The sequence below is a fragment of the Lacticaseibacillus yichunensis genome (assembly GCF_003946405.1).
Classification (GTDB): domain Bacteria; phylum Bacillota; class Bacilli; order Lactobacillales; family Lactobacillaceae; genus Lacticaseibacillus; species Lacticaseibacillus yichunensis.
The window spans coordinates 102,266-122,068 of the sequence record NZ_RHOG01000001.1; the positions used below are offsets into that span (position 1 = coordinate 102,266).

Annotated in this window: 16 protein-coding genes; 2 read left to right on the forward strand and 14 right to left on the reverse strand. The window is 55.5% G+C overall.

The features are described 5' to 3' along the window. Nucleotides 1-35 precede the first annotated feature (35 nt). From EKM95_RS00440 to EKM95_RS00500, 13 genes are all read right to left on the reverse strand, one after another. Entirely contained in the window at nucleotides 36-1,295 is a 1,260-nt protein-coding gene (locus tag EKM95_RS00440) for a carboxylate--amine ligase (RefSeq protein WP_125695861.1), read from the reverse strand. 542 nt (nucleotides 1,296-1,837) lie between these two features. Beyond that, on the reverse strand, nucleotides 1,838-3,067 hold the full coding sequence (locus EKM95_RS00445; protein ID WP_125695862.1) for an MFS transporter: 1,230 nt from the start codon (nucleotides 3,065-3,067) through the stop codon (nucleotides 1,838-1,840). Between the two features lie 129 nt (nucleotides 3,068-3,196). Further along, complete coding sequence (locus EKM95_RS00450) at nucleotides 3,197-3,751, reverse strand: NYN domain-containing protein (RefSeq protein ID WP_125695863.1); 555 nt, start codon at nucleotides 3,749-3,751, stop codon at nucleotides 3,197-3,199. Beyond that, a complete protein-coding gene (rlmB, locus tag EKM95_RS00455; RefSeq protein ID WP_125695864.1) occupies nucleotides 3,751-4,725 on the reverse strand; it encodes a 23S rRNA (guanosine(2251)-2'-O)-methyltransferase RlmB in 975 nt (324 codons plus the stop codon). Before rlmB ends, EKM95_RS00450 begins: the two co-directional genes overlap by 1 nt. After that, nucleotides 4,697-5,134, reverse strand: coding sequence for a Mini-ribonuclease 3 (locus EKM95_RS00460; protein ID WP_125695865.1), 438 nt, complete (start codon nucleotides 5,132-5,134; stop codon nucleotides 4,697-4,699). The genes rlmB and EKM95_RS00460 overlap by 29 nt, the downstream gene beginning before the upstream one ends. Beyond that, a complete protein-coding gene (gene cysS, locus EKM95_RS00465) occupies nucleotides 5,124-6,539 on the reverse strand; it encodes a cysteine--tRNA ligase (RefSeq protein ID WP_125695866.1) in 1,416 nt (471 codons plus the stop codon). The genes EKM95_RS00460 and cysS overlap by 11 nt, the downstream gene beginning before the upstream one ends. Nucleotides 6,540-6,702: 163 nt before the next feature. After that, nucleotides 6,703-8,469, reverse strand: coding sequence for a DNA helicase RecQ (recQ, locus tag EKM95_RS00470; RefSeq protein ID WP_125695867.1), 1,767 nt, complete (start codon nucleotides 8,467-8,469; stop codon nucleotides 6,703-6,705). Between the two features lie 199 nt (nucleotides 8,470-8,668). After that, complete coding sequence (gene gltX / locus EKM95_RS00475) at nucleotides 8,669-10,156, reverse strand: glutamate--tRNA ligase (protein WP_125695868.1); 1,488 nt, start codon at nucleotides 10,154-10,156, stop codon at nucleotides 8,669-8,671. A 337-nt stretch (nucleotides 10,157-10,493) separates the two neighbouring features. Further along, nucleotides 10,494-11,807, reverse strand: coding sequence for an APC family permease (locus EKM95_RS00480; protein ID WP_125695869.1), 1,314 nt, complete (start codon nucleotides 11,805-11,807; stop codon nucleotides 10,494-10,496). A 185-nt stretch (nucleotides 11,808-11,992) separates the two neighbouring features. Continuing rightward, nucleotides 11,993-12,940: a magnesium transporter CorA family protein gene (locus EKM95_RS00485; RefSeq protein WP_164510028.1), complete on the reverse strand. Its 948-nt coding sequence runs from the start codon at nucleotides 12,938-12,940 to the stop codon at nucleotides 11,993-11,995. A 245-nt stretch (nucleotides 12,941-13,185) separates the two neighbouring features. Further along, nucleotides 13,186-14,328, reverse strand: coding sequence for a PIN/TRAM domain-containing protein (locus EKM95_RS00490; protein ID WP_125695871.1), 1,143 nt, complete (start codon nucleotides 14,326-14,328; stop codon nucleotides 13,186-13,188). A 127-nt stretch (nucleotides 14,329-14,455) separates the two neighbouring features. Next, on the reverse strand, nucleotides 14,456-15,835 hold the full coding sequence (gene radA, locus EKM95_RS00495; protein WP_125695872.1) for a DNA repair protein RadA: 1,380 nt from the start codon (nucleotides 15,833-15,835) through the stop codon (nucleotides 14,456-14,458). 25 nt (nucleotides 15,836-15,860) lie between these two features. Next, entirely contained in the window at nucleotides 15,861-16,403 is a 543-nt protein-coding gene (locus EKM95_RS00500) for a dCTP deaminase/dUTPase family protein (RefSeq protein ID WP_125695873.1), read from the reverse strand. 159 nt (nucleotides 16,404-16,562) lie between these two features. Between EKM95_RS00500 and EKM95_RS00505 the strand changes: the two genes are divergently transcribed. Continuing rightward, the gene (locus tag EKM95_RS00505; RefSeq protein WP_125695874.1) at nucleotides 16,563-16,853 is read left to right on the forward strand and encodes a GNAT family N-acetyltransferase; all 291 of its coding nucleotides are present in this window, start codon (nucleotides 16,563-16,565) and stop codon (nucleotides 16,851-16,853) included. A gap of 483 nt (nucleotides 16,854-17,336) precedes the next feature. After that, on the forward strand, nucleotides 17,337-18,683 hold the full coding sequence (locus tag EKM95_RS00510) for a C1 family peptidase (protein ID WP_125695875.1): 1,347 nt from the start codon (nucleotides 17,337-17,339) through the stop codon (nucleotides 18,681-18,683). Between the two features lie 121 nt (nucleotides 18,684-18,804). On the opposite strand, the gene EKM95_RS00515 is transcribed toward EKM95_RS00510, so the two are convergent. Then, a complete protein-coding gene (locus EKM95_RS00515) occupies nucleotides 18,805-19,782 on the reverse strand; it encodes an aldo/keto reductase (protein ID WP_125695876.1) in 978 nt (325 codons plus the stop codon). Nucleotides 19,783-19,803: the final 21 nt, after the last annotated feature.

A 19,803-nucleotide genomic window follows, 5' to 3' on the forward strand; every position in this document is an offset into this window, starting at 1 on the left:
CTTTCTGTTGAGGCAATTCCAACGCCTTTAGTTTACTACGCCTTGGCACTATTTTCCGCAAAATACTGCTTATACCGCACCGCATAGTTGTGCCACATATAGCGCAACAGCAGCCACCGCTTGGGCGACATATCATGCTTGTAAAAAACAGTCGTGCCGGACTGGCCTTTCGCAAGCAGCGCCAGCGCTTCGTCTTTGGCTGGATTTTCAGCCGCGTACTTTTTGAAAACAGATTTGCCAACACCCAGCCAGAGTTGGCGCTTAGCCGCATCCTCATTGGCGAAAACAGTCGGCTGATCGGCCAGGGTGCCAGCGATATAATCCTGCACCGGCCACGCCGCCAGATTGTAGCCATTCAGCGTCACGTAAAATGAGCTACGGCCCTGGCGAATATTGATCTCAAACAGCTTGAAGGTCTTGTCACGGCGGTCATACTTCAGATCAAAGTTGGCAAACCCAGTGAATTGAATGGCTTCAAGAAACGTCTTCAGCTGGTCGTAAAGCGCCTGATCAAATTCCGGCAAGATTGCGACGTAATTGCCGATCGCATAAGGCGTCGGGTCTTGCAGCAGTGGATGGCCCAAGCACATCATTTTCACATGATGGTATTGGTCAACATAGGCATTCACGACGCGGTCATTACTGTCATCGCCCGGAATGAAGTCCTGCAAAATTAGATCCGACGTGTACCCATTGTCGTAGATCTTGCCGATGATCGTGTTCAGCTCGACCTGCGAGTGAATCGTGAACGCCTTTTTGCGGCCCTCAAAATGGATGTTTAGCCATTCGACCGAGTTCGCCGGCTTGAGGGCCAGCGGAAACGCAAACGGCGCGGTGACAGGCACCTTGCTATCATACATCGCCTGGGTCACGATCATCGTGTCCGGATATGGCAGATGATATTGATCACAGACCTTATAAAAATTCTCTTTATTATTCAACTGCCGAAGCAGGTCATAATCGACATACGGACAGATGAACGTCTTGCTCAACTCATCCTTATGCTTGGAGACCAGCTCGGCATAAGTATCCCCGCATGCGATCAGGAGCTTTGGCCCAGGCACGGCGGCATACTGATCCACCAACTTGCGCATCGCGTCAATGAAAAATGGATCCGCATCGAAATGCTCGATCAGATGCACATCGACGATTTTGGAAAAACGCGTGGGCGCCAGCTGTTCACGGGCATAAATGGCCACCGGCTTACCGGTCAATTCATGAAAAGACCGCGCCATGCCATAAACATTCATATCACTGCCCAACAGGATCGGGGTAAAAGCGGGTAATTCAGTCATTAATAAATCTCTCCTTAAGCAAAACAAAAGCCGTCAAAGCATTATAACACAGGGTGCGAAGGCCCGCGGGATGGCGGGACAGCTAACTTGGCTCATGCGATTGATGGCGCACTTGGCCATCGAGCGCAGGAGACAGTTAGATGTTCCCGCCATGCGGGCCTGAGCCCAACTACAGGGTGCGAAGCCGAGCGTCTAGGGGTGGGCAGCTAGCTTGGCTCGGGTGCTTGAGGCGGGCTTCGCCTCGAGTGCACGAGTCAGCTAGAAGTCCCACCCCTGCTCGGCTGAGCCCAACTACAGGGTGAGAAGCGGGGCGCTTAGGGGCGGGACAGCTAACTTGGCTCATGCAATCGATAGGTACTTCGCAAAAGCTCTTTTGCGAAATGCAGTCATTCTGCACCCAAAATCCGTCCTAACGCAGGCAGTGCAGAAACACCCCATTTTCTCATGTTACAAATTCTTTACAGCGTCCACTCTAACACCCTGACGCCAGCGGTTCAATCTTTGCGTAAGAAAAAACCGGCGTCGCGCACTTGCGGACCCGGTCAATTTGCTTTTTTCGCCTCATCTTTTATTAATTCTGGCGCGCCAAATCTGAGCAATAATAAGTTCACCAGAAGCATCACAGCGGTCGCGATAAACACTGCATTGTAGTCCAGCCACCCAGCGAGCAAGCCCCCGAAAAAGGCACCGAACATACTGCCGAGGGCCTGGAAACTCTGATTCCAGGAAAAGATCGTGCTGGTGGCATCCACCGGCGCATTTTTCGTCAACAAGGTCTGAATGGTCGGAAACAGTCCTGCATCGGAGACCCCAACCAATAAGCGCAACACGCCAAGGCCGATCACACTGCCGATGAACCCCTGGGGCAAATAGACGAGCACCGCGAAGAGATAACAGCCCATCAAAACGCGGCCAGACCCGCGGCGGTCCCCATAACGGCCAAGCCGCGGCGCCGCCAGGATGTTCGAGAGGCCAGGCAAGGCCGCAATCACGCCTGCCACGACGGTGATCGCGCCTTGTCCATGCATCAGCTCTTGAATGTACAGGCTGATGATCGGGTAAATGGAGGAATTTCCCATCTGCACCACCATCGTCGAGAGCAACAGAATCACGATCAATTTCGGGTCGGCCAGGCGCCGCAACAACCCTGGCTGATTTTTCTGCTTAGCCGGATCGACTCGCACAAAGGATTCCTGAACCAATAACCCGGACATCAGCGCGACCACCATCAACAGGCCCGTCGTGATAAAAAATGTCATCCGAATTGAAAAGGCCTGCGCCAATAGCCCGCCAATCACCGGGCCAAGCAGCGTGCCCGACACCGAGCCCGTGACCAAGGTGCCCAGCGCCGCCCCGGAGTGCTCACGCGGTGTCTGTGAGGCGACCAGCGCTTGGGCGTTTGGAATGTACCCATCGAAAATGCCTTCCACGATGCGCGCGCCAAGCAGTGCCCAAACATTCGTACACAGCGCCATCAATAAGGTCGCAAAGCCGATGCCCAGACTTGCCCGCACCAGCATCACTTTGCGCCCCGTGCGATCCGCCAGCCTACCCCAAAGCGGCGACACGATTGCCGTCACTAGGTACGCCACCGCGTAGATAATGCCGCTCCACAAGCTGAGTTGCGACTTGGAAAAATCGCCCATCTGGCTGACAAACAGCGACAAGAATGGCGACATCTCGGAAAATGCCATGCCAGCCACAAACGTACAGAACCAGAGGACCGACAAATTACGCCGCCAGGGTCCCTTTTCCCGCATCGCATCATCCACGCCGACCGCCTCCAACAAAATAAACTAGTGGCAAGTATGACACAGCGTGCGCCACATTTGAATGGCTACCTGCCCTGAGTGAACAAAAAAGTCGATGCCTGAAAGGCGACATCGACTAATATGACCAACTTATTTTTTATTGGGCCGTTGCCACTTTGGCTTGGGGGCTTCCAAACTCTTGCGCATTTTTTCCAGCCGGTCGAGCTGTTCACCGCGCCAAGGCGTGTTGCGCGGGGCCTCGCGCATGATGAACGGATCGGTGCCCTTCGTGAATTCGCGGTGCGAGCGCTGCACCTCCTGCAAAAATTCGCGGGAGGAAATCCGTAACGCCCCGCGGGAAAAGACGGTCCACTGCTCGGCTTGATCGGACGTGACCACCGTCAGCTGCACCAGCGGCGTGTTCAGCTGGTCTGCAAGCCGCTCAATGTAGCTATCGGCCGTTTCATCCTGCGGGGTGAAAACGACTTGCAAGTCCCATTTATCATAGCGCTGGCCGATGCCTGGCACATACATCGCATCGAAAACGACCAGCATCTCGGCATTTTCATGGCTCCGGTATTCAGCCAAAATATCCAGCAGGCGATCGCGCGCGGCATCAAAGTGACCGGTCGCCTTGAGCTTCGCCAACTCCGGCCAATTACCGATCACATTATAGGCATCGACGATCGTCAGATGCCGCCGCATTAGTGGCCTCCCTGGCGACTAGTGAACGCCTGATACATCAAAATGCCGGCTGCGACGCTGGCGTTGAGGCTCTGCACATGGCCGACCATCGGAATCGTCAAGGTCTGATCCATCAATTTCGCCACGCCTGGGCTGATGCCCTTGCCCTCGTTGCCGATCACCAGCGCCACCTTGCCCTGCGCGGACCACTGGCGGAAATCCTGGCCATCCATCGCCGTGCCAAAGATCCACAGTCCGCGGTCCTTCAGCGTCTTGATTGTCTGCGCCAAATTCGTGACGCGGGCGACCGGCACATGCTCGATCGCGCCGGTCGACACCTTTGCCACCGTGCTGGTCAGACCAACCGCCCGATGCTTGGGAATGATCACACCATCGACGCCGATCGCATCCGCCGTCCGCAGAATCGACCCCAGGTTATGCGGATCCTCAAGATTGTCAAGAATGAGGAAAAATGGCTCGTGGCCGGCTTCTTCCGCATGCGCAAACAGGTCATCTAGACTCGCGTATGCATACGGCGTCATGGCGACCATCACGCCCTGGTGATTACCACCATCTGACAAAAGATCCAGCTTGGTCTTTGGCACCTCGGCCACAAGGATCTTTTTGCTGCGGGCTAGGCCGACCAGTGTGTTGATCGCCTCACCGCCCAGTTTTGTCTGAACGAAAAATTTGTTGATGGTCTGGCTGCTGCCATTTTTCAAGGCTGCTTCAACGGCGTGCCGGCCAAAAACAAACTCACTCGCATCTTCATCCGTATCCTCTGGCTGCCCAGGGGTTGACTGAACATTGGCGACCTTGCCGGGACGGCGGCCGCGCCGGGCATCGTTAGGCCGACCGCCCTTGCCTGTGGCGTCAGACCGCTGGCCGCCTCGCGCCTCACTGAACCGGCCGCCTGCTTGCTGATTACCGCGGGCTGACGTCGGCCGTCCGCTTCGGTCACGATCATTATTCTTCGGTGTGTTTGGCTTTGCCATGCCCAGTCTCCCCCTTTTCAACATACGCGATGCACCAGGTCGCCAAGTCGTCGATGCGCGCGGTGTTACCCGTCAGCTTCAGATAGCCGAACAGCGCCTCAAAGCCTGTCGAGATGCGGTACGTCACCACATCCGTGTGCTTGGCGTGCGTGTAGCTCTTCGCATTGCGCCCACGCTTAAAATAGTCCAGTTCATCCGTCGTCAACAAATCCGCTTCCGTCATGCCCTCGATCAATGCCGCTTGGGCCTTGGCCGATACAAAGCTCTTCGCCGCTTTTTGCAGCTGCGCCGGTCGGGTCAATCCCCGGGCCAGCAGGTGCTCGCGAATGTACACTTCATACACCGCATCCCCAAGATAGGCCAGCGCGATGCCATTGACTTGCTGCGGATCTGTTTTCTCATTCGTCATCGCGGTGCCACCTCGTTCCCTGCGCTGTGTCTTCCAAAATAATGTGCTTGCTGGCCAGCTCGTCGCGAATCTGATCGCTCAGGGCAAAATCCTTGGCCGCCCGCGCCGCATTGCGCTGCGCGATCAACGATTCGATATCCGCATCTAGCAGCTGGTCCGCTGCCTTCAACACCACGCCAAAGATTGCGAGCCAGCGCGCCTGCTTTGCGAGCAGCGCCTGAATCCCGCCGGCAAAAACCGTTTCAGCCGCGGCATACGTATTCATCTGCTTCATCAATTCATAAACGACCGCGAGTCCATTTTGAACATTAAAATCATCATCCATCGCGGCCACAAAGCGGGCTTGTAAATCATCAAGTGCGGCATCGATCGCCGGATCATCGCCGGCCTGCGCGTCCTTCAGGCGATAAGTCAAATTATCATGCGCCGTTTGAAGCCGCTCCAGCACACGCTTGGCCTCATCGAGTCCAGCCTGCGAGTACCGAATCGGCCGGCGGTACTGGGTACCCACCATCAAGAGGCGGAGCACCTGGGGATCGACCGTCTTCAGCAGGTCATGGACCATCACGAAGTTGCCGAGGCTCTTGCTCATTTTTTCATCGTCTTCGCCGACCGTCACAAACCCGTTGTGCATCCACACGTTGACGAATCGCTTGCCCGTTTCCGCTTCGCTTTGCGCGATCTCGTTTTCGTGATGCGGGAACTCGAGGTCCTGGCCGCCGCCATGAATATCCAGCGTGTCGCCAAGCAGCGTCGTACTCATCACCGAGCATTCAATGTGCCAGCCAGGCCGTCCCTGCCCCCAAGGCGAAGGCCAAGAGATCTCGCCAGGCTTCGCGTTCTTCCACAAGGCAAAATCGATTGGATCCTCCTTGCGCGCCGTTTCCGCCGCATCGACGTGTTGGCTGGCGCCTAGTTCCAGCTCATCCACATTTTTGTTGGACAACTCGCCGTAATGCTTGAATTTCCGGGCCCGGTAATAAACATCCCCGTCCGCCTCGTATGCGTAACCCTTTTTGATCAGATCCGCGACAAACGCAACAATCTCCGGAATCATCTGTGACGCCCGCGGATGTGCCGACGCCGGTTCAATGTTCAGCGCCGCCGTGTCGGCCATGTACGCATCAATGAAGCGTTGCGCCAACTCAAGCGGGGCCTCACCTGTTTCCTTGGCCGCATTAATGATCTTGTCATCGACATCCGTGAAGTTAGAGACATAAGTCACCTTATAACCCTGGTCTTCAAGATAACGGCGCACCGTGTCAAACGCGATGGCCGACCGCGCGTTGCCGATATGAATATAATTGTAGACAGTGGGGCCACAGACATACATATGCACCTCACCGGGAACCAACGGCTTGAACGGTTCCTTGGTCCGTGTCAATGTGTTATAGATCTCAAGCATCCCCATCATCCTTTCTGTGTGCTATCAGTTGTATCATACCCGAATTCCGGGCGAAAAAACATGAGGCGTGTCCCCATTATAATAGAAGAAAAAAGCCAAGGCCGCGGCTGATCGCCCAGCCGCCTGCCCCGCTGCGTCAGATTTTCTGCATCAAACCCGTCGCTCACGAGGCCACTGCCTCTTGCAGCGCCGTCAAAAAGATCTCGCCATATCGAGTCAGCTTCGCCTGGCCAATCCCTTTGACCTCTGCCATTTCATCCAGCGTCTGCGGCTGGGCCGTGCAAATGGCCCGCAGCGTCTTGTCCGAGAAAATGACGAACGGCGGGACGCCTTGCTCTTCCGCCAACTCCCGGCGAACCGCCCGCAGTCTTTGAAACAGGGCATCGTCCACCGGCACCGCGGCGCGCGCCTGAATGGCCTGCTTCCGCATCACCTTTTCCTCGCCGCGAAGCACCGCTGCACCGCTGGCCGTCACATGCAAGATCGGGTACTGGCCGCCCAACGCTTCGAGGTACTCACTGGCCACCAGAAAATCGATGAACTCCGTGATCCGCTTCTGCGGCATGCTGGCCATGATGCCATATGTCGGCAGGTCCTGCAGATGGAGCTCGCGAATGCGCTGATTAGCCGAGCCGCCCAACACCTGTGCGACCAGCCCCTTGCCAAAACGCTCCCGCATCCTAACCACACAGGACAGCACCTTTTGCGCATCCGTGGTGACATCCACCGCCTCACGCTGGTCCAAACAATTCGAGCAGCGCTGGCACGGCACGCTTTCCTGGCCAAAGTACGCAAGGATATACGCCTGCAAGCACTCCCCCGTATTGGCGTATTGATTCATCACCTGGAGTTTTTGATATTCGCGCTGCTTATAATCCTCGTCACCCTCCGATTGATCGATGAAGAACCGGCGGATGTGCAGGTCGCCTTGAGAAAAAAGCAGAATCGCCTCACTCGGTAAGCCGTCTCGCCCGGCACGACCAGCCTCTTGGTAATAACTTTCCAGGTCCGCTGGCACCTGATCATGAATCACGAACCGGACATTACTTTTATCGATACCCATGCCAAACGCGTTGGTCGCGATCATCACCGGCTTGCGGTCAAACAGAAAGTCCTCCTGATTTTGACTGCGTTCCTCTTCCGAAAGCCCCGCATGGTATTTCGTCACCGGCAGATGTTTTTTGGTCAAAAGCGCATCCAGCCGGTCAACTTCCTTGCGCGTCGCCGCATAGACGATGCCCGACTGATCCGGATTTAGGCGCAGGTAGTCGATCAGAAATTTGTCCTTGTCCTGATCCCGCACGACCTGAAAGCTCAGATTCTCTCGAGCAAAGCCGGTGTTGATGCGCCCTTCTGCCGGAATGTCGAGGCGCTCGCAAATATCGTCGGCCACCCGCTCCGTCGCCGTTGCGGTCAGCGCCACCACAGTCGGGTGACTCGGCAGACTTTTTGCGACCTCCTGCAAGGCGAGGTAACTCGGGCGAAAATCATGGCCCCATTGCGAGATACAGTGCGCCTCATCGATCGCCAGGACCTGCACATTCAGATCCGCAAGCTCCGCCTGAAAGCCGCTCATTGCCAGGCGCTCCGGCGCAACATAAAGCAATTTAACTTCCCCTCGCGCCGCCATTGATAATCGCTCATCAGCATCTTGATAATCCAGCGTTGAATTGATAAAAGTTGCCGGAATATCATTATCATTCAGTGCATCAACTTGATCTTTCATCAGGGCGATCAGCGGCGAGACCACCACCGTCAATCCATCCAAAAGCATCGCCGGAATTTGGTAACACAGCGATTTCCCGCCGCCAGTGGGCATAATGACCAGCGTGTTTTCGCCATGAAGCACACGACTCACCGCCGTGTCTTGGCCGGGCCGAAAACTGTCGTAGCCGAATTTTTCCTTTAAGACTGCAAGCGCCGCATCCATGTAACACCCTCCATTCGCTTCTATCAATTGTACGTGTGAAACGAGTCGCTGTCCATGGAGTAGATTTCGCAAACAGAAGGGAAAAGACACCGCGGGGTCGGCCACTTGGCGCACGCGGCCGCCGCTGCCCCGGAGTGCCGGCTGCGCCAAACAAAAAAAGGAGCCGCAGACAAGTGTCCCGGCTCCCATGATTCAAGTGTTAGTTCATTTGGCTCAATACAGAGGCGATGTTTTTGAGCGTCTGATCGCGGCCAATCAATTCGATGGTCTCGGCCAATTGCGGTCCGTGCATCACACGCGTCGTCGCAATGCGAATCGGCATGTAGAGCTTGCGGCCCTTGACCCCAGTCTCCTGCCGGACGTCATTGACCAATTGGTTGATGAAGTACGCAGAGAAGGTGTCCAGCCCCTGCAATTTTGTTTGGATGGCTTCGATGACCGGACGCGCACCGTCTTTTTCAAGCTCGGCTTGTTCCTTGTCATCAAGCGGTGCCGGCTCCGTGAAGAAAATGTCGGAGAGCTCGCTGATCTGGCCCGTGTAGCTCATCTGCGGGATGTACAAGCTGATCAGCTGACGTGCCCACTCGATGGTCTTTGGATCCGGATCTTTTTGGATGCGGCCAGACTCGATCAGGTTGTTCAAGGACAGCGCGGTCAGTTCGTTGACGTCCGCCTTTTTAATATACTGGTTGTTGACCCATTCAAGCTTCTTCTTGTCAAAACGGGCCGGCGACTTGCTCAGACGCTTCTCGTCGAATTGCTCGATGAATTCCTTCTTGGTGAAGATCTCGTCTTCCCCAACCGGCGACCAGCCAAGCAAGGTGATGAAGTTGAACATCGCATCCGGCAGATAGCCGAGCTCGCGATATTGTTCGATGAACTGCAAAACAGACTCATCGCGCTTGGACAACTTCTTCCCGGTCTCGCCGTTGATGATCAGCGTCATGTGGCCAAACACCGGCACATCCCAGCCGAGCGCTTCGTAGATTGCAATCTGCTTTGGCGTGTTGGCGATATGATCATCCCCGCGTAGCACATGGGAGATCTCCATCAGATGATCATCGATGACGACCGCGAAGTTGTACGTGGGCATGCCGTCCGCTTTTTGAATGACAAAATCGCCGCCGATGGTATTGCCATCGATCGAGATGTCGCCTTTGACAATGTCATCCCATTCGTAGGTATGATCGGCCGGAATGTGGAAACGAATGACCGGCTTGAGTCCTTTTGCCTTGGCTTCGTCGATCTTCGCTTGCTTGTCCTCGGCGCTCAGGCCTTCATATTCATAAACGTAATGAGGGGCTTCATGTGCGGCTTTTTGCGCATCACGATCTGCCTGCAATTCCTCTTCGGTCTTGTAGGATTCGTAGGCGTCGCCTTTCTCGACAAGCTCCTGGATATACTTTTGATAGATATCCTTACGCTCGGACTGCCGGTACGGGCCAAAATCGCCACCGACATCGGGACCTTCATCCCAGTCGATGCCAAGCCAGTGCAGGTTCTCGATCTGACTCTTTTCCCCGTCGGCGATGTTGCGCTTCGTGTCCGTGTCTTCGATTCGAAGCACCATCGTCCCGTTGTTGTGTCGAGCGAAAAGGTAATTGAAAAGGGCCGTCCGCGCATTCCCGATGTGAAGATGCCCGGTCGGACTAGGTGCATACCGCACCCGAATTGGTCGATCTGCCAATGCATTACGCCTCCATTTATTTAAACAATGCATGGCTAGTGTACCATAAAATGAAAGGCTGCGGAGCCGCGCGATCATGTTCGGGCAGATAGTTCAAGCCAGCGCTTGGGGCTGTTTTTTGCCCCGAGTGCTGGCTTGACTAGATGTTCCGAACATGCGCGGCGGAGCGCAACTAGAAAAGGCTGCGGAGCGGGGCGCGAGGTTCGGACAGGTAGCCTAGCCATGGCGCTTGGGTCCGTTCTTTGGACCCGAGTGACGTGGCGTAGCTAGCTGCGCCGAACCTGCCCCGCGGAGCGCAACTATGAAGGGCTGCGGAGCCGCGCGTTCATGTTCAGCATCAACCCGCAATTTTCTTCTTCGGCTTGTTCCGCCGATCATCCGTCGCATAGACAATAGTCCCAACCGCCGCCATTCCGACGGCGATCAACCAAGTCGTCCACGCCAAGCTGGTCATCAGATACAAGATCACAAGCAGGCCGATGATTGGAAAAAGCATCCCACCAGGCATTTTCATTCCCGCCGGCAGTGTCGGATCGTGGCGCAACTTGAACCAAGAGAAGATCGTCGTGATATATTGCAAAAACGCGGCGAGGACAATCAGATTGACCAGGAATAAATAGCTTCCTGAAAGAATCAAGAGCGCTGCCAAACCGATCGTGACCAAAACAGCAATGATTGGTGTGCCACTTTTGTTGGTGCGACCGAAAATAGCGGGCAGCAATTCTTTTTCCGTCGCCAACGACGCCATCTCAACCGGTGTATCGAAGGAAACGGCAATGGCGACACCGAGAATCGACACCAACATGCCCAGCAGCACAACGATTTTTCCCCAAGTGCCAACCACTGCGGCGAATGCATTCGCGACCGGCAAGGCGTTTCCGCTCAATGCCCCGCCAAGAATCGCCATCGTGGCCAAATCCGTCAGCGTATACACAACCATCACGATCGCCATCACGATCAGTAAGGCACGCGGCAACGTCTTCTCCGGATTCGCCATCTTTTTGGCTGCGACCGGCAAGAACGAAAAGCCTGTGTACATGTAAAAGGTTGCGGCGAATGATTGACTGAACCCGCCGCCATTTGACCCTGCTGAAGGCAACTCGAAGGAATGCCGGCTGATGAAAAATCCGGCGGCCCCCACGAAAACGACGATGATGCCGATTTTCAGGACGCTGGAAAGATTATCGATAAATGTCAGAAGCGATGACCCGACTAGGTTGAGAATCGCCAATAACGCTAAAATGCCCAGCGCAACCGCGAGATACACCGGCCGCGTCTTGACCGCCGGGACCAACCCGCCCAGCGTGGTCAAAAATGCCGTAATCTCAGCCGCGATGGTGATGACGCCGAGAAACCAGCCGAACCAGCCCGTCTGAAAGCCGAGGAAGCGGCCAAACGCGCGGTCCGCGTAGACCCACGCCCCGCCATCATCGTCGATCTTTGACGCCATAGCCGCATAACACAGCGCGATCATCGTCGTGACCAACCCCGCCGCGATCAGGGCCAAAACGCTCCATTTGCCGCTTTGCTGATAAAGCGTCCCTGGTAACAGGAAAATCCCCGAGCCGATAATGCCGTTGATGCCTAACAACAAAACACTGCCAAAGGAAAGCGTGCGCCCGGTCGCATGCCGTTTCGCCGCTCGTTGCATCGCGATCACCTCGTTATTTTATTTGCCATAAGCATAACAAATGCAGGCAGGAAAAGCACTCAATTACCTCTTGCGCCATGAGCCGTCGATCTTAATAGGAAAACTGCAACTATCAAGTTGTGACCGACTTGCAGTACCTAGGCCGCCGCTGACAGTCCCTCATCTTAATTCGTATGAAAATCCTTTTAATTCGTATGAAAATCCTTCCGCATCAAATGCAGCGCGGTCAACCCGCCCATCAAGAGGGCAAAACCCGTCATGATCAAAAATCCCCACCAGGAGCGGTCGCCCGGGATACCGCCGACGTTCATCCCCCACAGGCCGCCGATCATCGCCGGCACCGACACGACCAGCGCTGCCGAATCCAGATACCGCATCAGATGATTGAGCCGGTTGTCCATCATCGCGGAAAACAGGCTACTGGAGGTCTCCAACAGATCGCGGTAAATGGTCACCATTTTCACCGCGTACCGGTGGCGCTGAAGAATATTTTGCGCCAGGCGTGAATCACCCAGCGCATCCGAAAAATCCGCATCCGCCAGCAATTTATCCAGCACATCCCGCTGATCATCCAGCGTGTGCTCCAGATACACCATATCGCGGGACAGGTCGGCTAGCTGAAACAGCTCCTGATTGCGGGTGGTCTTGCGCGCCGCCTGATCAAGATGGTCGATCGCCTTTTTTTGACTTTTCAAGACATGCACAAAATGGTGGCCGATCAGTTGCAGTACCGCCCCAATCACCCGAGCTGGCGAGCGAAGCAGATGGCGGTCATTTTTTGCGAGCAACTCCCCTTCAAGCGCCGAATTTGGTACCAGATGCATGAGCAGCCCTTCCTTGGCCACCACCATCGTCACCGGCTGAAGGCGTTTTTCGATTCGCTCACCCTCATTTTCATCAAGATCCATGACCAACAGCGCCTTGGCGTGCGTCAACCGGGTGCCAGGCAGGTCCTCGTAGCGCAAGGCTTCCTCAGGTGCATCGGCGCCGAGAAAAATTGCTTCAGGAAGCGCATATTGCTTGCGCACGGCGGTCATTTCGCGCTTATCATCCGTGACCATCAAAATATAATTGCTGGTTTGGCCATGGCTTTCGGCCAGCCCGTTTTCGTCGACAAAAAAATCGTGCCGCATGCGGCGTTCCTCCTTTCCGGCAAGGCACCCCCTACTATCTCTATTGTAAGAGAGCCGCGATGGCCCGCGCCATTTTCCAGCCTTGGTGCTGCAGTGGAGAGTAGCCCTCATCGCGACCGTCGCAGGTTGTCGCTGCAGTTATACTCTGCAGCCTTCCTCGCACATTTTCGCCGCCCTGTGCCCCGCCCCCTCACTGCGCACAAAAAGGCGGCACCCGTGGTGGATGCCGCCTTGCGCAATGACGATCAGCGTTTCTGTTTTTTCTTATTACTACTGTCATCCGCTTCCGGTTTTTCCCGCAGCGATTTCTGCTGGTGGGCAGGCTTGGCGAAGATCATCCGGCCGGCCGCCGTTTGCAGCGCCGAGGTGACGATCACATCAAGCGGCTGACTCATGTAATACTGGCCGTCTTCAACCACGACCATCGTGCCATCTTCCAGATAAGCGACCCCTTGCTGCCGCTCGGTACCGGACTTGATCACGGTGACCGTCATGCCCTCGCCAGGAATCACATCCGGTTTGAGCGCGTTGGCCAGCGCGTTGATGTTCAACACCGGCACATTTTGAAACTGCGCGACCTTGTTCAAGTTGTAGTCGTTGGTCATGACGACCCCATCGAGGAGCTTAGCCAGCTTGAGCAGCTTGCTGTCGACTTCGGTCATATCGTCAAAATCACCATCGTACATCTCGACATTGATCTCTGGATCGGCCTTCATCTGGTTGATGATATCCAAGCCGCGCCGCCCGCGCCCGCGCTTGAGCGCATCTGCGGAATCGGAGATCAGCTGAAGTTCATGCACCACGAAGGTCGGCACCAGCAATGTGCCTTCGAGAAACCCGGTTTTGGCGATGGCTTGCACCCGGCCGTCAATGATGACGCTGGTGTCGAGCAACTTGTATTTACGGAAGTTGTCCCCCACCTTGCGTTCAAGCACCTCGCCTTCTGAGTCTTTCGGCTTTGTTTTGATGTTGAGCAACTTGCGCCATTCCTCGCGGCGCGTGGTGCCCACACGAAAGCCGAGATACCCCAGCAAGATCATCAGAATAATTGGAAAAAGAGTACCAAATGGGCCAGGTAAATTATTAAGTGGAATTGAAATAATGGCTGCTAACACAAGGCCCACAATGGTACCGAGACTGCCGAACAAGAGATAACTGGCTGAGCGCTCACTCAACGCTTTTTCGATCTGTTTGAGCTCGCGCAGGATCCAGCCGCTGGACAGTTCACCCAAGATCAAAAAAATCAACGCGCCAAGGACGGCGTTGGCCACAGGACTAATCAACCACGACTGTTCAAGGTTGAGGGCAGCCCATAAATATGGCAATGCGCCAAGCCCGACCCCGAAACCGACAGTTGCAAAGATCAGTGAGATCATTCGTTTCTTCATAGAATCCTCCTTTCACTGTGCAAGCCGGCCTTGCTGCCACTCAAGGCCGGTGCCCATTAGATCTGGCCGACTGGTACGCCCATGTCGGCCAGGTGATGCAAAATTGATTGGGTGATCGCAAATCGACTCAGCCCCGTTCGTTGAATACCTTATTCATCGCCTCGGCGACGCTGGTCACGCCGATCACCTGAATCGGTTCGTGCGACTGCCAACCCGCGAGATTGTTTTTCGGGACAAAAATGCGTTTGAACCCGAGCTTGGCCGCCTCCTTAATGCGATCCTCGATGCGGCTGACCCGGCGCACCTCACCGGTCAGTCCAAGCTCGCCAACAAAACAATCGGTTGGCTGAATCTCGACATCCCGGTAAGAGCTGGCGATCGCCATGGCCATCGCAAGGTCGATCGCCGGTTCATCCAACCGCACCCCACCTGTAGCTTTGAGATAGGCATCCTGATTTTGGAGCATCAGGTTCGCCCGTTTTTCCAGCACCGCGATGATCAAGCTGACCCGATTGTGATCGAGGCCGCTGGCGGTGCGCTTTGCGTTGCCGTATTGCGTCGGCGTCATCAGGGCCTGCAATTCGACCAAGATCGGCCGCGTGCCTTCCATCGACACAACGACCGCAGAGCCGCTCGCCCCGGCCAGCCGCTCATCCAAAAACAGTTCCGAGGGATTAGCCACTTCATGTAAGCCGTCCTGGTGCATTTCAAAGATGCCGATCTCGTTGGTCGACCCGAAGCGATTTTTCACCGAGCGCAAAATGCGGAAGGTGTGGTGCATGTCGCCTTCAAAATACAGGACTGTATCCACCATGTGCTCCAGGATCTTCGGCCCGGCAATGGCGCCGTCCTTGGTCACATGGCCAACGATGAAGATCGTCACGGCGTTCACCTTGGCGATGCGCATCAACTCCGCGGTGACTTCCCGAATCTGGGAGACCGAGCCCACCGCCGCGTTCATCTCGGGCACGTTCATCGTTTGGACAGAGTCGATGACCACGTAATCCGGCTTGAGGTCCTCGATCGCGCTACGAATGCTGGGCATATCTGTTTCCGGATACAAGTACATCCCCGTCTCGCCGACGCCGAGGCGTCCGGCGCGCATCTTGATCTGGCTGGCGCTTTCCTCGCCGGACACATACAAAACAGTGCCACCGGTCGCCGACAGCTGGCCGGAAACTTGAAGGAGCAGCGTCGACTTCCCGATGCCGGGATCGCCGCCGATCAGGACCAACGACCCCGGCACGACGCCGCCACCCAGCACCCGGTTCAACTCATTGAGGCCGGTCTTGACGCGGTGCTCTTTTTCGATCGTGACCTTCTCGAGCTTCTGCGGGCGCACGCGCTGACCAGATACCGTCGCCCGGGGCTTGGCCGCAGTCGGGGCCGCCTCGACGACCTCTTCAACTAAGCTGTTCCACGCGCGGCAATTCGGGCAGCGGCCGATATAACTGGCCGAGATATAGCCGCAGTTTTGGCAGACAAATTGCGTTTTTGATTTAGCCATGTCGCGGCTCCTTTCTCAAGAAAAATCAGCGGCCAGTCGACCCAAAGCCACTGGTTCGTTCGCCTTGGCCGCCCTGGTCGTCATCGGCGGTCAAAAATGGCATGAAGATGCCTTGGCCGATGCGCTCACCCTGCTCGATCACAACATCCTTGGGGCTCGTGTTGACCATTTGGATGAAGATCTCGCCTTCGTTATCCGGATTGTTGTAGTAATCCGCATCGATCACGCCAATGCCGTTTGGGATGACCAGTCCGCGCTTGAGCGGATTGCTGGAACGATTGGCCAAGATCAGCACCTCGTCCGGCTGCATGTACGCCTTGACGCCTGTGGGCACAAGGAGGGGTTTCAAGATCTTGGTGGCGCGGCGAAAATCGCTTTCGGTCAATGGATGTTCATTTTTGATCAGGCGAAAAAGCCGGATAAAATCATAGCGCCAGATGCTTTTTAAAACGAAATCTTCCCGGGCAAAAAAGTCGTAGCCCGCCGCCTGCTTCGTTGAGCGGACCGGCAGCTTCACCGCTGGGTCGTCTTGATACGCTGAAACGATCTCAAAGCCACGTTTGTGCATAATGTCCTCCATCAGTTCTTTCTCTTATCAATCTTACCACCGCAGGCAATTCGAAACTACGCCGGCACGCACAGGTTAAAGAATCATTTACCCGCGGGATATGCGATAATGGTCGTGATACCAGCCACTTCTCTTCTATTAAAATAAGGAGGTCTTTCCATGGAATTTGAACATGAACCGGGCCGCTATTTTCTGACCGACGACAACGGCAAGCTGATCGCCGAGGTCACCTACCAAGACATCGACGACGGGCAAAATTTTGTCATCGATCACACCTTCGTTGACAGTAGCCTGCGCGGCCAAGGCATTGCCGGCAAACTGGTGCGGGCGGTGGTCGACGAAGCCCGCGCAACAGGCAAAAAGATCGAGCCGCTGTGCACCTTTGCCCGACATGAATTCGATACAAAAGCGGAATACCAGGACGTTCTCCGTGAGCCAAAGGGTGTGTAGGGACGCGGGATGGCGGATCAGCTAACTCGGCCCTGGCGCTAGGGGCGCGCTTCGCCTCTAGTGACAGGGACAGTTAGATGCAGCCGCCATGCGCACCGAAACCCAACTAGGGTATGTAGGGACGCGGGATGGCGGATCAGCTAACTTGGCCCTGGCGCTTGGGGCGCACTTCGCCTCGAGTGACAGGGACAGTTAGATGCATCCGCCATGCGCACCGAAACCCAACTAGGGTGTGCAGGTGCACGCCAGACTTCAACAAAAAGTCGGGTAACCCCGCTCCTACTTTAGCCGCCCAACTCATTCACAACTAACCACGTTTTTTTGCCGTCAGATCAGGCACTCGCGCCGCGTGGTTGAACATTTCGCCCAACTATTGTAGAGATTACGCAAAAGCGCGTCAGCCAGTTCAATTGCGAGCGGCTTTATGCTAAACTGATGAAGTCTGAAAAATATCATTATTTTCTAATTTAAGGAGTGAAGCGCATGTCTACAGCTATCACAGCTGATGATCTTAGCAAGTTCCAAGCTGACCTTGAAAACACGCCAGCCCATGACGTCATTCAAAAGGCCGTTATGAACAACGGTGTCTTGAAGACTGCCGAAAGCACCGATTCCAAAGTGGCGATGGACCAGACCTTCTCCATCGAACTGGACACTGGCGCCGTTGCCAACCAGAAGCAATCCGGCCGTTGCTGGATGTTCGCGGCGCTCAACACGATGCGTCACGGCATTCAAAAGCAGTTCAAGATCAAAGATTTTGAGCTGAGCCAGAACTACACCTTCTTCTGGGACAAGTTCGAAAAGTCCAACTACTTTTATGAGAATGTTCTGAAGACCGCAGGCGAGCCGATCGACTCTCGCAAAGTCGCTTGGCTGATGGCAACCCCACAAGGCGATGGCGGCCAGTGGGATATGCTGACGGCGCTCATCGCAAAATACGGCATCGTGCCGAAGTCTGTGATGCCTGAGACTTACAGCTCCAGCAAGTCCAACGAACTGGATTCCGTTTTGAACCTCAAGTTGCGTAAGGATGCTGTTGATTTTCGCCAACTGGTCGCAGATGGCGCCAGTGATGACGAGATCCAGGCCGCGCGCACCAAGAAGCTCGGCGAGATCTACCGCATCTTGGCTTACACGCTGGGCAACCCGCCGACACAATTTGACTTTGAGTATCGCGACGATGACAAGGAATATCACATCGACCGCGACCTCACCCCGAAGACCTTCTTTGCGAAGTATATCGGCTGGGACCTGACCGCTTACCAAAGCATCATCAACGGCCCGACCGCTGACAAGCCATACAACCACCTTTACACCGTTGAGATGCTCGGCAACGTCATCGGCGGCCGCGAAGTGCGTCACTTGAACCTCGACATCGACACCTTCAAGCAGCTCGCCATCAAGCAGCTTGAAGCCGGCGAGTCAGTTTGGTTCGGCAGTGATGTTGGCCAGTCCTCTGACCGTCAGATCGGGATTCTTGACACCAAGATCTACGACAAGGACACGCTGTTTGACGTTGACTTCTCCATGACCAAGGCAGAACGTCTCGATTACGGCGAAAGCCTGATGACCCACGCGATGGTCCTGACTGGCGTTGACATTGTTGACGGCAAGCCGACCAAGTGGAAGGTCGAGAACTCCTGGGGCGATAAAGTCGGCGAAAAAGGCTACTTCGTTGCAAGTGACGCCTGGTTCGACGAATTCGTCTACCAAGTTGTCATCAACAAGAAGTACTTGCCAGCTGACCTGCAGCTCGTGATCACCAACGAGTATGACAACCCGACCGTGCTCAAGCCATGGGATCCGATGGGGTCACTGGCTTCCAAGTAACCGCACTAGTTGCATAACCGAACGCCTCGTAGCCAACCCGCTGCGAGGCGTTTTTTTGCGTAAAAAAAAGCCCCGGCTGCCGCCCATGCGCGTGGGCGAAACCGGGGCTGGCCGGGCGCTTCTACCAAAGATAGTCGACCGGCTTTTTGATATAGTCATCGTAGACATCCTGCACAATACCCATTTGCTCGTGGGTCAATGCAGGCAAGTCCGACGCATCGGTGTTGCACGTGATCTGGGTGGGATTGCTGGCACCCGGAATAACCGCGGAGACGGCCGGAAACATCAAGCACCAACGCAGCGCCAGCGCGGCCAAGTTGTCCGTCCCCAGGCGTGTTTTCAGGACCTGCGCCGCCTTTACGCCGGTCAGATAATCGACGCCGGAGAAGGTCTCGCCTTTATCGAACAATTCGCCATTGCGGTTATTACTGCGCTGATCCGTCGGGGCAAACTGGGTGTCCGCCGTGTATTTGCCGGACAGCAGGCCGCTTGCCAGTGGCACCCGCGCCAAGATCCCGACATTCGCCTTTTGCGCCAGGTCGAAAAACAGCTTGCTGGGGCGCAGACGAAACATGTTGAAAATGATCTCGACTGCGGAGACATCATAATCCAGCGCCTTGATCGCCTCTTCGACGCGCTCAACGGAAACGCCATAGTTGCGAATTTCCCCCGCCTGTTTCAACTGATCTAAGTGCCAGAAGATCTCTGGATCATAGTACGCCTGCATTGGCGGGCAGTGCAGGAGCACCAAATCCAGTGCGTCGGTCTGCATGTTCTTCAGTGAGTCGTCGATGTAGCGATCCAGCGCATCCGGCTGAAAATGGGCCAGGCTCAAAGGCCCCTCTTTGCGCCCAATCTTCGTTGTGTAATGGACCTCGGGATGGGTCTTCAGAAAAGCGCCAACTGTGCGCTCGCTGTTGCCATCTTGGTAGCCATCCGCCGTATCGAAGAAATTAACACCTTCTGCGACCGCCGCCTCCAGCGTGGCCGTTGCGACTTGCTGGTCAAACGGGGCGCCCCATTTACCGCCAAGCTGCCAGGTGCCCAGCGAAACATCCGAAATTTTGAAGCCTGTTTTGCCTAATGTGCGATAGTTCATCGTGAACCCTCCTTGTGTCCC

What these genes read in the sequence shown, in the direction of transcription:
- EKM95_RS00460 (WP_125695865.1), bottom strand. Translation starts at nt 5,134, where the DNA reads ATGACGAATGAGAAAACAGATCCGCAGCAAGTCAATGGCATCGCGCTG.
- radA (WP_125695872.1), bottom strand. Translation starts at nt 15,835, where the DNA reads ATGGCTAAATCAAAAACGCAATTTGTCTGCCAAAACTGCGGCTATATC.
- EKM95_RS00510 (WP_125695875.1), top strand. Translation starts at nt 17,337, where the DNA reads ATGTCTACAGCTATCACAGCTGATGATCTTAGCAAGTTCCAAGCTGAC.
- EKM95_RS00515 (WP_125695876.1), bottom strand. Translation starts at nt 19,782, where the DNA reads ATGAACTATCGCACATTAGGCAAAACAGGCTTCAAAATTTCGGATGTT.
- EKM95_RS00500 (WP_125695873.1), bottom strand. Translation starts at nt 16,403, where the DNA reads ATGCACAAACGTGGCTTTGAGATCGTTTCAGCGTATCAAGACGACCCA.
- EKM95_RS00440 (WP_125695861.1), bottom strand. Translation starts at nt 1,295, where the DNA reads ATGACTGAATTACCCGCTTTTACCCCGATCCTGTTGGGCAGTGATATG.
- EKM95_RS00505 (WP_125695874.1), top strand. Translation starts at nt 16,563, where the DNA reads ATGGAATTTGAACATGAACCGGGCCGCTATTTTCTGACCGACGACAAC.
- EKM95_RS00480 (WP_125695869.1), bottom strand. Translation starts at nt 11,807, where the DNA reads ATGCAACGAGCGGCGAAACGGCATGCGACCGGGCGCACGCTTTCCTTT.
- cysS (WP_125695866.1), bottom strand. Translation starts at nt 6,539, where the DNA reads ATGCTTGAGATCTATAACACATTGACACGGACCAAGGAACCGTTCAAG.
- EKM95_RS00450 (WP_125695863.1), bottom strand. Translation starts at nt 3,751, where the DNA reads ATGCGGCGGCATCTGACGATCGTCGATGCCTATAATGTGATCGGTAAT.
- EKM95_RS00485 (WP_164510028.1), bottom strand. Translation starts at nt 12,940, where the DNA reads ATGCGGCACGATTTTTTTGTCGACGAAAACGGGCTGGCCGAAAGCCAT.
- recQ (WP_125695867.1), bottom strand. Translation starts at nt 8,469, where the DNA reads ATGGATGCGGCGCTTGCAGTCTTAAAGGAAAAATTCGGCTACGACAGT.
- EKM95_RS00490 (WP_125695871.1), bottom strand. Translation starts at nt 14,328, where the DNA reads ATGAAGAAACGAATGATCTCACTGATCTTTGCAACTGTCGGTTTCGGG.
- rlmB (WP_125695864.1), bottom strand. Translation starts at nt 4,725, where the DNA reads ATGGCAAAGCCAAACACACCGAAGAATAATGATCGTGACCGAAGCGGA.